The 15329-nt window shown below is 36.8% G+C and carries 12 protein-coding genes; 7 read left to right on the forward strand and 5 right to left on the reverse strand.

Translation table 11 applies throughout. The features are described from left to right. Positions 1-27: 27 nt before the first annotated feature. The 4 genes from porL to topA form a co-directional block, all read right to left on the reverse strand. Entirely contained in the window at positions 28-675 is a 648-nt protein-coding gene (porL, locus tag ULVI_RS03230) for a type IX secretion system motor protein PorL/GldL (protein ID WP_068589726.1), read from the reverse strand. Positions 676-733: 58 nt separating this feature from the next. Beyond that, a complete protein-coding gene (porK, locus tag ULVI_RS03235; protein ID WP_068589728.1) occupies positions 734-2107 on the reverse strand; it encodes a T9SS ring complex lipoprotein PorK/GldK in 1374 nt (457 codons plus the stop codon). A gap of 114 nt (positions 2108-2221) precedes the next feature. Further along, positions 2222-3385, reverse strand: coding sequence for a formimidoylglutamase (locus tag ULVI_RS03240; RefSeq protein ID WP_068589730.1), 1164 nt, complete (start codon positions 3383-3385; stop codon positions 2222-2224). Further along, positions 3385-5916 (reverse strand): type I DNA topoisomerase, encoded by a 2532-nt coding sequence (topA, locus tag ULVI_RS03245; RefSeq protein ID WP_068591337.1) that lies wholly within the window; start codon positions 5914-5916, stop codon positions 3385-3387. Before topA ends, ULVI_RS03240 begins: the two co-directional genes overlap by 1 nt. 232 nt (positions 5917-6148) lie before the next feature. On the opposite strand from topA, the gene ULVI_RS03250 reads away from it, so the two are divergent. Genes ULVI_RS03250 through ULVI_RS03270 form a run of 5 tightly spaced genes read left to right on the forward strand, consistent with a single transcriptional unit; the run spans position 6149 to position 12049 of the window. Then, complete coding sequence (locus ULVI_RS03250) at positions 6149-6826, forward strand: DUF4956 domain-containing protein (protein WP_068589732.1); 678 nt, start codon at positions 6149-6151, stop codon at positions 6824-6826. Positions 6827-6844: 18 nt separating this feature from the next. Further along, complete coding sequence (locus tag ULVI_RS03255) at positions 6845-9892, forward strand: right-handed parallel beta-helix repeat-containing protein (protein WP_068589735.1); 3048 nt, start codon at positions 6845-6847, stop codon at positions 9890-9892. After that, positions 9873-10583, forward strand: coding sequence for a polyphosphate polymerase domain-containing protein (locus ULVI_RS03260; RefSeq protein ID WP_197463475.1), 711 nt, complete (start codon positions 9873-9875; stop codon positions 10581-10583). The genes ULVI_RS03255 and ULVI_RS03260 overlap by 20 nt, the downstream gene beginning before the upstream one ends. Continuing rightward, the gene (locus ULVI_RS03265) at positions 10552-11424 is read left to right on the forward strand and encodes a hypothetical protein (RefSeq protein ID WP_068589739.1); all 873 of its coding nucleotides are present in this window, start codon (positions 10552-10554) and stop codon (positions 11422-11424) included. The genes ULVI_RS03260 and ULVI_RS03265 overlap by 32 nt, the downstream gene beginning before the upstream one ends. Beyond that, positions 11387-12049 carry an inorganic diphosphatase gene (locus tag ULVI_RS03270; RefSeq protein ID WP_082830776.1) on the forward strand — a complete coding sequence of 221 codons (663 nt, stop codon included), beginning with the start codon at positions 11387-11389 and terminating at the stop codon, positions 12047-12049. Before ULVI_RS03265 ends, ULVI_RS03270 begins: the two co-directional genes overlap by 38 nt. A gap of 14 nt (positions 12050-12063) precedes the next feature. Here the strand turns inward: ULVI_RS03270 and ULVI_RS03275 are convergent, their stop codons facing one another. Then, positions 12064-12840: a hypothetical protein gene (locus tag ULVI_RS03275; protein ID WP_068589740.1), complete on the reverse strand. Its 777-nt coding sequence runs from the start codon at positions 12838-12840 to the stop codon at positions 12064-12066. Positions 12841-12973: 133 nt separating this feature from the next. On the opposite strand from ULVI_RS03275, the gene miaB reads away from it, so the two are divergent. Together miaB and ULVI_RS03285 are read left to right on the forward strand one after the other, a co-directional pair. Further along, entirely contained in the window at positions 12974-14407 is a 1434-nt protein-coding gene (gene miaB / locus ULVI_RS03280) for a tRNA (N6-isopentenyl adenosine(37)-C2)-methylthiotransferase MiaB (protein WP_068591341.1), read from the forward strand. 31 nt (positions 14408-14438) lie between these two features. Then, positions 14439-15323 carry a hypothetical protein gene (locus tag ULVI_RS03285; protein ID WP_068589741.1) on the forward strand — a complete coding sequence of 295 codons (885 nt, stop codon included), beginning with the start codon at positions 14439-14441 and terminating at the stop codon, positions 15321-15323. Positions 15324-15329: the final 6 nt, after the last annotated feature.

Here is a 15329-nt window from a genome sequence, read left to right on the forward strand (position 1 = left end):
TAAAGATTAATAGTTAGTTGAAAACAATTAGTTTCTGTTCATTGCAGAAAGCATTCCACCGTATACTCCATTTAAAGAAGAAAGGTTTGTTGCCAAGTGTTCCATTTGCTGCTTTAATTGGGTTGCATTTTGAGCTACTTGCTCATTTACTTCCGCTTGTCGGCTTGTAGATTCCACCTGTACTTTATAAAGACTATTTAATGATTCCATTTGTGCTGCAGCTAAAGCCATTTCTTCGCTGTATTTCTTAGTAGAGCTCATAGCTTCGGCAGTAGGTGCCATTCCTTTAGCAGCTCCTTCAAAAGAACGAATGCTGTCTGTAAGACTATTCATTAATTCTGAATCGATCTTCGCATCTTTTAACATTTCATCTAATTTTTTAGATAATAGTCCGTCAGCGTCGTCTTGAGCTACTACGGCCTTTTTAGTAGAAGATGCACCTCCTGCTAATTCAGGATACACTAAAGACCAGTCAAGATCGTCATCTACCGGTTCGAAAGCAGAAATTGCAAAAATGATTGCTTCCGTAATTAGACCGATTGCTAAAAGGATTCCACCATTAAGGGGACCTAATTCCCAGTGAAGAATCTTGAATAAAGCTCCAATAATAACGATGGAAGCTCCTAGCCCGTAGGCCATATTAAATAATTTTTTAGAGGATCTTGATTGTGCCATAATACTAGTTTTAGTTTAGTTAAGATTTATTAATATAGTAAGTTAAGGGGTATTAAATTTAGCGGGCGTCTCCAAATTGTTGGTTTAATACAACATCTGTTCCCATATAATCTTGAACAGTTCTGAAGCCAATATAACTACGTGCTGAGTCAGCGTACTCATAGTCTCGTGTACTAACTTGAAGGAAATATGCAACGTCTTTCCAGGATCCTCCTCGAACTACTTTTCGCATATTGTTTTCATCATTCACATTAGGGTTCATTGTAGAGGTGTATTCATAAGATGCGGGATCGTAAGAAGAAGCTACCCATTCTGCAACGTTTCCTGCCATATTATAAAGGTTAAAGTCATTCGGCTCGTAAGCATCAGCTTCGACTGTGTATAAGGCTTGATCGGCAGCATAGTCTCCACGAAGCGGTTTAAAGTTTGCCAAGAAACAACCTCTGTCGTTTTTAGCATAAGGACCACCCCAAGGGTAGGTTGCTGATTCCAGTCCACCACGGGCAGCATATTCCCATTCTGCTTCTCCAGGTAATCTGAAAGAGTTTACGAACTCTCTATCTCTTGACTTTTGGTATCCGTTTTTATACAACGTTCTCCATGCACAAAATGCTTTTGCTTGTTTCCATGTAACACCAACCACGGGATACTCTCCATAAGCTTCGTGCCAGAAATAATCATTATGCATTGGTTCGTTGTATGAATAATTAAAATCTTTAATCCATACCGCAGTATCTGGATAGATATTAACTTCTTCTTTTTTAATAAAGTCTTTTCTTCGCTTATCTTTATTACGTGCCGCAGCTTGAATATCCATATAAGAATACTGGAAATTCAACTTACTCACATCTATAGTACGTTGCCCATTATAAGCTTCTTCAGAAGGTATATACATACTATCCATTACCTCTACATAATACTCATCAGGGTATTCTGCTGTATCCCAAATAAGGTCTATATCATGATTAATTTTACGACCGGCATAAAAGTCTTCACCCATCCCGTAATAGTTATCGTACATGTATTGATCGTACGGTGTCATTTCTTCGTTCTCTTGATCAACAAAAGCAAAATCACCAATACCACCATCTCCGGGTGTAGAACCAACTTCGTCCGCAAGAATCGCTAAACGCAAGCGAATGGTCGAATCACGAACCCATTCTACAAATTGTCTGTATTCGGCATTAGTAATTTCTGTCTCATCCATATAAAATGAACGAACAGTAACAGTCTTAGTAGGGGCATCATCCACGGCAACAAAATCATCATCGGCTTTACCCATAATGAAAGATCCACCAGGGATAAGCGTCATACCATAAGGCTTTTCGGGATACCATTTTTTACCTTTTGCTCCAACAAGTTCTCCTCTGTCACCAGAGTTACAACTAAACATAAAGGCAACAATCGCAGTAAATGCAATAAACTTCTTCATAGGTATTTAGGTTAAATTTCGAGATTCAAGGGCGTAAACCTATTTATAAATTTTTTAAAAAACAACATTTTTTTCAAAAATACTCCTTTAAATCTGTTAGTTAGCTAGTTTGATTTATACTTCATTCTTTCGGCGTGCTTTAAACCACCGTTCAGGAATTTCCTGATTGCATGCACCCAAATATTCGCCATAAGTGCAAGGTAATAACGTTCTCCTTTTTAATTTATTATTAACATTTGAAATAAAAGGTAATTCTATCCACCATCGCCCCGTTTTATGGCTCTTTTTAAACACCAACACCTCTTCTTCTACCGGCACTTTATAGGTTGTAAAAAGCATTTCATCGTCAAAATCTTCGTCATCAACTCTAAAATTAACTCCTTCTATAAAATACCAAAGCATTTGTGCCACTAAAACAGCACCACCTTTTGCCAGAGTTACATCACCTAATTCATACACACCAAATGAGCTTACTTTATTACTAATACCTGCATAGCGAGCAATGGCACATATTTCCCTGCCGTCGAATCCATTAGGACCCGTATTATTTGTGTAATTTACCTCTCCCCCCTTTATTGCGGTAATATCTACAGAGACTAGATCTGCATTACGCATGATAGGTTCTGTTATGGTAATATCTGATGTTATTTCGCCCAATCTATACGCATCGAAATACAATTTTTCCATTAATGAAATTTCTTGCGGCGGATTAAAATAAGATTGATATCCGAGGGTACTGTAATTAAATAAATTATAAGGTTTTTCAATTATAAGCTTTCCGACATAAGACACGTTCGAAATTGGTTTTTCGGCATCGCCAAGATCAAATCGGGAATCAACATTTACAAAATTGATCATTTTACTAAGCACATCGTAAGCTCGGTATTGCGCATACACCAAGTCTTGACTCCCTCCTAAAAGCAAAGGAATAATATTTTCTTTTAATAACGCACCCACTACAGTTTTTACTGCATAGTAAGTATCTGCTACAGTATCTCCTTCTTGAATATCTCCCAAATCAGCAATAGTGTGAATCCAATTCCCAGGATATAGCGCATAGAATGCTTTTCTATACTCATCGAAATTTACCGAAGCACCTATATAATTTACATCGTTTCTATTCTCACAAATCCCTAACAATGCAAACTTTACGTTTTTAAGATCAGGGAGTTCACCCGACTTAGAATGTATCTTAATTTGTTTGGCCAGTACTCCCTCAGGAAGCACTTCTTTATGAGCTTGTACAGATTTAGAAACAGGGGATAAAAATTCGATCATTACTTTTTCTTCGCAGTAGTTTTTTTCTTAGCCGTGGTTTTCTTTTTGGCAGTCTTCTTCTTCTTGGTCGTTTTCTTCTTAGGTGCTTTCTTTTCTAAAATCGCCTGTGCTTCTTCTAACGTAATCTTTTCAGCTTTCGTTGTTTTTGGCAATTCTACTTTCGTTTTTCCTTTTATAAGGTTAAAACGACCCCAACGAGCTTTCTCTAAACGAATTCCTTCATCTGGCCATTCGTTAATAAGCTTATCTATTTCTTTTTGTTTTTTAACTTCAATAAGTTCTATAATATCTTCTTCGGAAAGATTATCGAAATCATATTTTTTATTCACGTTAATAAACATGTCATTCCATTTTATAAATGGACCAAATCTTCCTTTTCCTTTCTGAACCGGAAGTCCTTCGTATTCATAAATTGGGGCATCGGCTTTTTTCTTTTCTTCAATAAGTTCTTTTGCCAGTGTCATATCTACATCTAAAGGGTCTGTTCCCTTCGGAAGCGAAATAAACGTTTTTCCTAACCTTACGTACGGCCCAAACCTTCCGTTATTTACCTCTACTTCTTCTCCATCGTATACTCCTAAGGTTTTCGGAAGCTTAAACAAATCCATTACTTCTTCAAAAGTAACTAGGTGTAATTGTTGGTCGGGGCGTAAGCTTGCAAATTTTTTCTCTTCGTCATCTGGAGCTCCGATTTGCGCCATAGGTCCAAATTTTCCTAATCGCACTAACACAGGTCTCCCTGTTTCGGGATCATCTCCTAAAATACGTTCTCCACTTTCTCGGTCTGCATTTTCCTGTACATTTTCTACTTGCGGATGAAAGGTTCCGTAGAAATCTTTCATCATTTTTTTCCATTCTTCTTTGCCTTCTGCTATGTCATCGAAATCTTCTTCTACCTTGGCTGTAAAATTATAATCAAGAATGTTTCCGAAGTGATCCACTAAGAAATCGTTTACAATAAGCCCAACATCTGTCGGAACCAATTTCCCTTTGTCGGACCCTACAGTCTCAGTAAGTGATTGGTCTTTTAGCGTGTCGTTTTCTAACGTTAGCTGAAGATAGGTTCGCTCTGTCCCGTCGATTGTTCCTTTTTCCACATAGTTTCTACTAATTATGGTAGAAATTGTGGGAGCATAAGTAGAGGGTCGGCCGATACCCAATTCTTCGAGTTGCTTTACTAAAGAAGCTTCTGTAAAGCGATACGGAGGTCTTGTAAATCGTTCGGTCGCTGTAATATAATTATTATCTAGGTTGTCTCCTTTGCTTAATTTAGGCAACATTCCATCTTGTTCTTCGTCTTCGAAATCGGTTCCTTCGAGATACACTTTTAGAAAACCGTCGAATTTTATCATCTCTCCGTTTGCCGTGAATTGCTCTGAAACAGATGACTTTCCATTCACTGCGATCTTCACATTGGTACGTTCTAATTGCGCATCACTCATCTGAGATGCAAGAGTTCGTTTCCAGATAAGGTCGTACAAACGTTCTTGATCGCGATCTCCGCTAATGGAATGCAAAGACATATCGGTGGGACGTATCGCCTCATGCGCTTCTTGAGCACCTTTCGATTTCCCTTTATAGTTTCGAGGTTTGCTGTATTCGCTTCCGTAGGATTTTGTGATTTCTTTTTCTGCCGCTGCTTTTGCATCGTTTGAAAGATTCACACTATCGGTTCTCATATAGGTAATGCGACCTGCTTCGTAGAGTCGTTGTGCGATCGTCATCGTTTTTCCTACTGAAAAATATAATTTTCGAGCTGCTTCCTGTTGAAGCGTCGATGTTGTAAAGGGTGCTGCTGGTGATTTTTTTGCTGGTTTTTTAGTTAAGTCTGCAATAGAATAAGATGCCCCTAGGTTCTTTTTTAGAAATTCTCGTGCTTCGTCTTCGGTATCGAAGTTCTTCGGAAGTTTTGCTTTAAAACTACTTCCGTCGGCAGTACTAAATTCTGCATCGATGCGGTAGGATCTAACAGGACTGAAAGCTTCTATTTCTCGCTCCCGCTCTACAATTAAACGTACAGCCACACTTTGAACCCGGCCTGCTGAAAGCCCTCCTTTTACTTTTCTCCAAAGCACAGGAGACAATTCATATCCAACAAGACGATCTAATACGCGTCGTGCTTGTTGTGCATTTACAAGGTTATAGTCTATTTTTCTGGGATTCTCGATTGCTTTTAGAATTGCTGTTTTGGTGATCTCATGAAAAACGATTCTTTTGGTTTTTTCATCTTTAAGATCTAACTCTTCGGCTAAATGCCATGCAATTGCTTCTCCTTCTCGATCCTCATCACTCGCTAGCCAGACCATTTCAGCTTTCTTCGCAAGTGCCTTTAATTCTTTTACAATGCTCTTCTTATCACTCGACACTATGTATTTAGGTGTAAAATCCCCATCAACATCCACACCCAATTCCTTGGAGGGTAAATCTGCAATATGCCCAAAACTTGAGGACACCTTGTAGTCTTTTCCGAGAAATTTTTCGATGGTTTTCGCTTTTGCGGGGGACTCAACAATTACTAAATTCTTTGCCATGTTCATTTTATTAGGGCTACAAAAGTATATTATTTTTTTAACACGATATTTTAAATCTTCATTTTCTACAAATTTGTGATTTACAAAAACTGTGATTTGATACTGTTTCTTGCACATAATTAAATAGTAAGATTCTAAGCAAACTTGCCATATCGCATTTAAAATTGTAATCTTGCACAAAATTTACCATTACATAACCATCTCGTAACATCAATTTATTGCAGCCTTTCTTATGGAAGAATTATTAAATCAGTTCAACGCGAATTCAGAAGCTACTTTTTCTCTAATTAACTATTTGCTAAATATTGCCATATGTAGTGTTTTATTATTTATTCTCTCTTTTGTATATATCCGCTATGGCAAATCGATCTCTAATCGATCACAACTTTCTAAAGTACTTATTGTAGTAGGGCTTACTACCTTTATTATTATTTCGATTGTAAAGTCCTCACTAGCCCTCTCTTTAGGTCTGGTAGGTGCCTTATCGATTGTTCGTTTTCGTACTGCGATAAAAGAACCAGAAGAATTAGGGTACTTTTTTATTGCAATTGCTATGGGATTAGGTATGGGTGCAGGACAACTCTACCCTACCATCGTAGGATTTTTCGTTGTGTGCATTATTGTAATCGTACTTAACAAAAGAAATGTAAGGTCTGCCATTACCCAAAATCTTCTTATTGCTGTTCCAACCACAAACGAACAAAAAACAAAAATCGCAGATCAAATTACAGATGTAATTATGAAGCAATCCAATCAAGTAGATTTAAAACGTTTAAAATTTAACGAGGATACAGTGCACTTAAATTTTCTTGTTAATGTATCTTCTATAAAAAAATTGAACACTATAAACGAGGACCTAATGGCAATAGACAATACAATGGACATAACGTTTATAGATACTCAATTATAATATGTGTAGTACTGAATTATGAGGATTGAAAATAAAAAAAAACGGATTACAAATTCGACACTATTTTATTTTAGTGCAGGGATCCTTCTATTAGTTACGCTAATCATTTTACACTTTACCTGGGGAGCTCCAAAAAAAGTAAACTTAGCAGTAGATGAGCTAGACACCCCTACCACACTCATTACCGAAACAACCTACGAACGAATGATCGAGGCAGACATCAATCTCATTCATCGTGATTCAGAATTTTCGATATATGCGAATGAAGTTCGGGGCAAGGCAGAACTTATTTATGTGTATAAAGCGCCTTTATTAGGTCGTAAAAAAACCGATAAATTTTTTCTTCACCTCTTTATTAACGATTCATTAAAAACAAAATCAAGTTCTTCTAAAGAGCCTTTTCTCGGATTAGATTTTTTTCCATCAGACAACGCTACAGAGTACACCGTTGATGGAACCAAGTATATATTCTTTACTAGACAACTTCATCACTATGCTTTCGAAGGAAAAGACATCCCTTTTAATGCAATAGAATATATTAATACTGGAAGATTTGCATCTGGCGAAGGACGTTCGCACGGTGTAAATGATTTAAAAATTAGTGCTAAAAAAACAGAAGAGAGCATTAATAAGGAATCTGAACGTTTACTCTCCATTTACATTTCTGAGAAAAGTTATAACAAAATAAAAACTCAACGAAAAGCCGCACTAGAAAAAGGCATCCTTTTTTCGGGTGATGATGATATTGTAAAAACAAAGGTAACGCTACAAGATGAAAATGGAACCACCGCCCCACTAAAAGCAGACTTGCGGTTAAAAGGCGACTTTACAGATCATTTAAAGCATCCCAATAAATGGTCGTATCGTGTTATTTTAGATGGAAATAAAACACTCTTCGGAATGCGTAAATTCTCGGTACAACACCCACGTACCCGAAACTATAGCTGGGAGTGGCTGTTCAACAAATTGGTTAAAGATGCTGGGCTTATTGGACTTCGATATGAATTTGTACCCGCAAACCTTTATATTGATAGAAGCGGAAGTAACGAACCAATTTCTATGGGCTATATGGCTATTGAAGAATCGTTCGATAAAATACTTATCGAAAACAATAACCGCAGAGAAGGCTTAATTCTTGGTTTTGAAGAATCTCTTATCTGGAACGACAGAGCCCAAAAGAACGAACTCAACCTAGACATCGACGAAACAGCTGCCGATGGTGATTTTTATCGCGCAAATCTGCCTATTAAAGTTTATAATGAAAACAAAGTGCTTGGTGACCCTAAATTAACTAAGCAGTTTGAGACTGCAAAAAGCTTGCTTGAAGGAGTACGAACTAAAAAATTAAAAGTCTCAGAAGTCTTCGATCTTGATAAATTAACCACATATGTCGCATTAGCGAACTTATTTGGAGGCAAACATGGATTGATTTTTCACAATCTAAGAATATATTACAATCCAGTAACTGGTAAATTAGAACCTGTTTCGTTCGATTCGAATGCGGGAAACAGACTCCTTGATCTAGCATATTTCCCATACGTATCTAATGATACGAAGTACGAGGAAATGCTAAACAAAAAACTTCGCCTTGTGAGTAGTGAAAGTTTTATTAAAAATCAAGTTCTTCCCTATGTGTCACAATTAGAACAACTAGACCGGCAAGTCATGTCTGAGTTCAATTGGAAAATAAATCTTGCAGTCTTAGAACATAACAGCAACTTTATTAAAAAGAAACTCAATCCATCGAACACCCTTTTAACCAGTCTGGCCGATCATTCCAAAAATGTGATGAAGGTGAATGTAAAAAATGTTTCGGGTATGCCTATCGACATTACTGGTCTTACCCACGAAGACGGAAAAAAACTAGACAAGAATTTCCCTATTACTCGTCTTTTACCCGATGAGGAAAAGATAATTTCATTTCCGCTTAACAGATCGTTCGACAATGCATTTGTTTCAAAAAAAACAAAAAAAGCAGGTTTCAGATACCCGAAAGATGTGTCTAAATTGCGCATAATTCATCATATCCCGGGAATTTCTATCGAAAAATCTGTGATGATTGCTTCCTTTGGAAAAAACCCTAACTTAGATGAGAATCTCGATAATTATTCCGACTTCCGAAGCAGTAACGCTACTACTTTTAAGTTCGTGAGTATTGACGATGCAACCCAAACCGTACGACTTAAAAAAGGATCTTTCGAAATACAACAAGACCTCAAAATTCCCGCTGGATACACCGTGATTATTGAGCCCGGATTCACCCTGGACTTAAAAAACAACGCTTCATTTATCTCTTACAGTGCCATTGAAGCTAAAGGAACAAAAACACTACCTATTACATTTAAAAGCAGTAACAACTCGGGAGCTGGAATATTTGTTACCAACACCATCAAATCATCTACACTCGACCATTGTATCTTTATGAATCTTTCAAATCCCACCAACGACTTGTGGGAGTTATCGGGAGCGGTAAATTTTAACGAAAGTGAGGTCGCCATTTCAAACTCTGTATTTGAAGGCAATCGTTGTGAAGATGGACTAAATGTAATTCGCTCTAAATTTTCGGTGACAGATTGTACTTTTAAAAATACATTTTCAGATGCCTTCGACGGGGATTTTGTTGAGGGAAGCATTACCAATTCCTTATTTATTAACTCTGGTAACGACGGAATTGACGTCTCGGGAACTACACTGTATTTAGAAAACATTCGTATTGAAAATCCTTCAGACAAGGCGATAAGCGCTGGTGAAGACAGCCAAATCACAGGAAAAAATATTCAGGTTACAGGAGGAGAAATTGGTATTGTAAGCAAAGATCTCTCTTCAGTTACGTTTGAAAATGTGATTATAAAAGACACCCATCTTGCCCTATCGGCTTTTCAGAAAAAAACAGAATATGGCACAGGCACCCTTACCATTTCTGAAGCCACCTTGCAAAATAACGAACTGGACCACCTCATCGAAACCGGCTCACACCTTACACTCAACAATATCGCTGTTGAAACTGTAACCAATAATGTAATCGACAAAATGTATGGAAATGAATATGGGAAAAGCAGTCGATAAAAACGCTTATTACAACCTTCGTTTCGAACGAAAATTTGTATTCACCAACCAGTCTCTAGAAGATGTTCTTAATTTCACGGTACATACCAACTCATTTCTTTTTAGCGAGATCTTTCATGAACGAACGGTAAATAATATCTATTTCGACGATGGCGATCTTACCTGTTACAAACAAAATGTTTCTGGAGTGGATATTCGCGAGAAATACCGATTACGCTGGTATGGAAAAGAGTTTCATGCCATCGAAAAATCGACGTTAGAAGTAAAGAAGAAATTTGGTGATGTGGGTGATAAAATTTCTTTTAAACTGAAAGATTTTAATGTTGACCTTCGCACCCAATCAGCAGACGCAGTTCACAATCAACTGTTACAACGTATTTCTGAAGAAAACAATCCTGCATTGCTGGGAAAACTTCAAAATTTATTTCCTACTTTGTACAACAGTTACGATCGAAGGTATTTTTTATCGCAGTGCGGCAACTTCAGAATTACATTAGATTATCACATGAAGTTCTATAATCCGAACTACGCTGATTTTTATGCTTCAGAAATGACTACCAATGACGTCGTGCTCGAATTAAAATACAATCGAGAACACGATGATGAAAGCAGACTACTAAGTCAGGAAATTAATTCCCGATTATCTAAAAACTCTAAATATGTACGTGGTGTGGAGGCTATTTCTTTTTAGTCTATTTATAATAGGATACAGTTGCGAAAAAAGATCTGAAATCGATCAAACTGCCACTCCTATATACTACCTCTATATTTCTCACACGCGCTTAGAAACGAACGACAGCATCTACAATAAGATTTACGGTATAGATTTCGATCGATATTCGGCGACTCTTTTAGGAGGAGATCTTGCTAAAACAACGTTCGCTAATGACACAATACAAAACCATCTCGATGCGGTATTTAATTTTAAACATAAAGCAACACTTTGGAGCATTGGCAATCACGACAGAACCTCCAATGAAAAATTTAGAGCGCTAACAGGGAAAAATAAGTTTCACCACTATCAACAAGACGATGCAAGCTTTATCACCTTAGACTCTCAAGACAGCTTGAGCTCGATCGTTGGAGCACAAAAAGAATTTCTTCTTACAACTCTCGACACCCTTACAACCAAAAATGTTGTAATTCTATGTCATAAACTCATATTCATGGATAAGCACCATATCATGGATCCACTTATTAATGAAACTAGTAACGGAAGAAAGGGGGATTGTTTTTATTGCTTAAACCCGAACAACTTTCAAGCAGAAATATATCCTGAACTTTTAAAAATAAAAAACAAAGGCAAAAATATTTTTTGGATTGGAGGCGATCTGGGCTACAAAACATCATCTTTTGAATATGTCGACACAAACGGAATTACCTTTTTAGGAAATGGAGTGTGGCACCCGAGAGAAGAAAACAAAGCGCTGCTATTTAAAAATCAGGGTAACGAAATAACCTATCGATTTACTCATATCGACAGTCTGTTAAAGCATGAAAGCAACCCTAAATATTTCTTCGGAAACAAATAATAAAAAACATTTTTCTGAAACAACATTTATGAAACAATTCCTTTTTTCTATTAGTGTACTCATCCTGTTTTCTTGTTGTAGTTCTTCAGAAAAATACACCGTGCTCACCACCCTTTCTGAAGCCGATACAGTAACTTGTGTCATTGAAATTCCAGCAGGTACTAATAAAAAGATTGAACAAAACAAACAAACCTATCGTTTTGAGATCGATCAACGGGATGGCAAAGACCGAGTGATTCAATTCCTGCCCTACCCTGGAAATTACGGATACATTGCAGGCACTTATTCCGATCCTGAGAAAGGTGGCGATGGTGACGCACTAGATGTTTTGGTGATTGCCGAAACCCTTCCGTCGGGCACAATTTTACAAACCATTCCCTTAGGTGTTTTAAAACTTATAGATGATGGAGAAGAAGATTATAAAATTCTTGCCATTCCTTCAGATCCTGCTTTGCAAACAGTGACGGCTAAAACCTTTAGTGAATTTAAAAGCAACTATCCACAGGCTGTTGAGATTATTCAGCTTTGGTTTTTAAATTATGACACAGAACCTATTAAAGTTTTAGGCTGGGGTGATGAGATCGAAGCTCTTTCAGAAATAAAGAAAACAATTGTTGTTATATAGCACTAAAAATAACCTTAAAGCTTTAAAGTTTCATTGTTCATTTCAAAATCTGTTTCTTCAAAACCTACAGTGTCTTTATACACATAATACATAGCTATATGTACATACGAGACCGTTGCTAGAATACCAATACCGCAAGCAATAATTCCCAGTTCAGCAATAAGCCCCGAAACCAGCATCATGGCAAAAAGCAATAACCAGAATTTATTTCCAAGTTTAAATGATGCTTTAAGTAGTTCCGAAACAGTTAGTTTGGGATTAAACGCTAAGATTACAATAGCTAAATTTAAAGGGACTATTACATAAAATAAAGGAAGGTAGCACAAGAGCATTGCTGCAATAGATATTCCCACAACAGCGAGTTGAAGCATAAAAATTTTCATGAAAGTTGCTTCTTTTATAAAACTAAAATAGCCCCCGATAGGTTCTTGTATGCCCATATCTTCTTTTTTACAAAGCCTGAAGAAATGGACCGTTATTGAGGTTACAAAAACCTGAAGGACTAAAATAAGTGCAAATACAAGGATAAAATAACCAATCATCCACACCACAGGAAACGCAACAAAAGGATTAAATTCACTTGCATACGTTGTTTCTTGTGCATTTAGTAATAGAGGGATCAGCGGTGCATATACAATGAGAAGAATAGGGAGAACCACCGCAATAGACAGTAATATATGGATCAATCCTTCGACCCATATTTTTTTAAAAAGTTCAAAACTTTTGGAAAGCACATCACCAAAATCGAAAGTCGTAGCTCGTTCAATTCGTTGAAAAATGGTTGTCTTCATATAACGTTGGTTATTTTTATAAAAGCGGTAAAGCTATAAAAAAGAAATCTGCCAGATTGTCATAAGTGCATAAAATTTGTATCTTTGCATGTTCATTGATACAGGAATAGAAACTATGTCGCGACAACCCACTATGGAAAAGATTATTGACGAAAAAAAACAGGGAACTACGCTCGTAACAGATGTAAAAGGCGACACGAGTCGCAAACTCTATATTGAAAGTTACGGATGCCAAATGAATTTCAGCGATAGTGAAATTGTAGCGTCTATTCTTACAAAACAAGGATATAGTACGACTCAAGATCTAAAAGAGGCCGACCTTGTTTTGGTAAATACCTGTTCCATTCGTGATAAAGCAGAACAAACCGTTCGCAAACGTCTCGAAAAATTTAATGCTGTAAAGCGAGATCACAATCCGAAGATGAAAGTAGGAGTGCTTGGCTGTATGGCAGAGCGGTTAAAAAGCAAATTTCTCGAGGAAGAAAAAATTGTGGACATGGTTGTTGGTCCCGATGCGTATAAGGATCTACCTAATTTACTGGAAGAAGTGGACGAAGGTCGTGACGCAGTGAATGTAGTACTCTCGAAAGATGAGACCTATGGTGATATTGCTCCAGTACGTTTAGGCACAAATGGCATTACCGCCTTAGTTAGTATTACCCGGGGCTGTGATAACATGTGCACCTTTTGTGTGGTTCCGTTTACACGCGGAAGAGAACGAAGTAGGGATCCACAAAGTATCTTAAAAGAAGTGAACGATCTGGCGGCGAAAGGGTATAAAGAAATTACTTTACTTGGGCAGAACGTGGATAGTTATGTGTGGTATGGCGGCGGACTTAAAAAAGATTTTGAAAAGGCTTCGGAAATGCAAAAGGCAACAGCAACGAGTTTTTCCGAATTATTAACGTTGGTCGCAGAAGCACAACCTAAAATGCGTATTCGTTTTTCAACTTCGAACCCACAAGACATGACCGAAGATGTATTTCATGTCATGGCAGCACATGCTAATATTTGCAATCATATTCATCTACCTTTTCAGAGTGGTAGTGACCGCATGTTAAAAGCAATGAATCGCCAGCACACAGCAGCAGAATACTTAAAGTTGGTTAAAAGAATGTGGGAAATACTTCCCAACTGTACCATTTCGCAAGATATCATTGTAGGTTTTCCGGGTGAGACCGAAGAGGATCACAACGATACGCTACGATTAATGGAGGAAGTAAAATTTATCTTCGGATACATGTATAAATATTCAGAACGTCCCGGAACCATGGCTGCAAGAAAATTTGAAGACGATATTCCTGAAGCAACAAAGAAAAGGAGACTGGTAGAAATAGTCGATGCCCAAAGAAAACATGGCGCTTATAGAACGCAACAATTTGTTGGCAAAACTACCGAAGTATTAATTGAACGGGAATCAAAGAAAAACGAAAACGAATGGAGCGGTCGAAACGAGCAAAGCATCGTAGTTGTATTTCCTAAAGAACAGTATAAACCAGGAGATTTTGTAAAAGTAAAGATAAACGACTGCACCAGCGCCACACTCATAGGAGAGGCTGTTGAATAGTAAGACAAACATTAAAATTAAAATTATTCGTATGCTACAAAAAATATTTATTTTCCTTACTGCAATTATCGTATTTAGTTGTTCAAGCGATGATGATAACAATAGTAATAATCAGGAAGATCCACAAAATTTAATTTTAAAAAAATTTACATATAAGAATGTGGATTTTGATAATTCATCAGTTCTATATTTTAATACAAATGGAACATTAGAAAAATCTTTAAGTCTTTTTTCAAATATAACTGAAGATAATGCTGGTTATAATATTTATGAATATAATGAACAAGGAAACCTAATTGCAAAAAAAATATTTAACTCTGACAACGAATTTATTCGAAATGAACGTGTTTATATGTACAATTCTCAGAATATATTAACATCGGTAATCGACTATGGTGATGGGGAGAACGGACCTTATACCACGTCTTTTTCTTATTCTAATAATAGAATTGACTATGTTGAAGTGGAAACCAATAAAACTGGTTATATTCTTTTAGATGATTTAGGCAGAATTTCAAAAACAGGTCATACCGCAGGACCAAGTGGGATTATTGAACAAGAGCTTATTTATGAAAACAACAAAGTATCTGAAGTAAGAATACCATATCAGCAAGGGTCTTATGTATTCATTTACGAAACAGATGACAATACCAACCCACTTTTTGACACACTTTTTTTCGAAAAACCTTTACAGTACATAATTTTAAATCATAGTTTACAGGATATTGATTTTACTGGAATCTACAGTCATCTGCAGGGTAATATTACACGAGAAACAATACACGATACGTTTTACAACAATTCTTATATAAATAGAGAAGTTTCCAATACGTATAATGACAGCGGATATCTGGTAAATGCGACAGTAAGTAAATTTGATGAGACCACAGAGGAATTTACTTTTGAATATTACTAACAATAG

This window comes from Cochleicola gelatinilyticus, from assembly GCF_001637325.1.
In the GTDB taxonomy this organism is placed as follows: Bacteria; Bacteroidota; Bacteroidia; order Flavobacteriales; family Flavobacteriaceae; genus Cochleicola; species Cochleicola gelatinilyticus.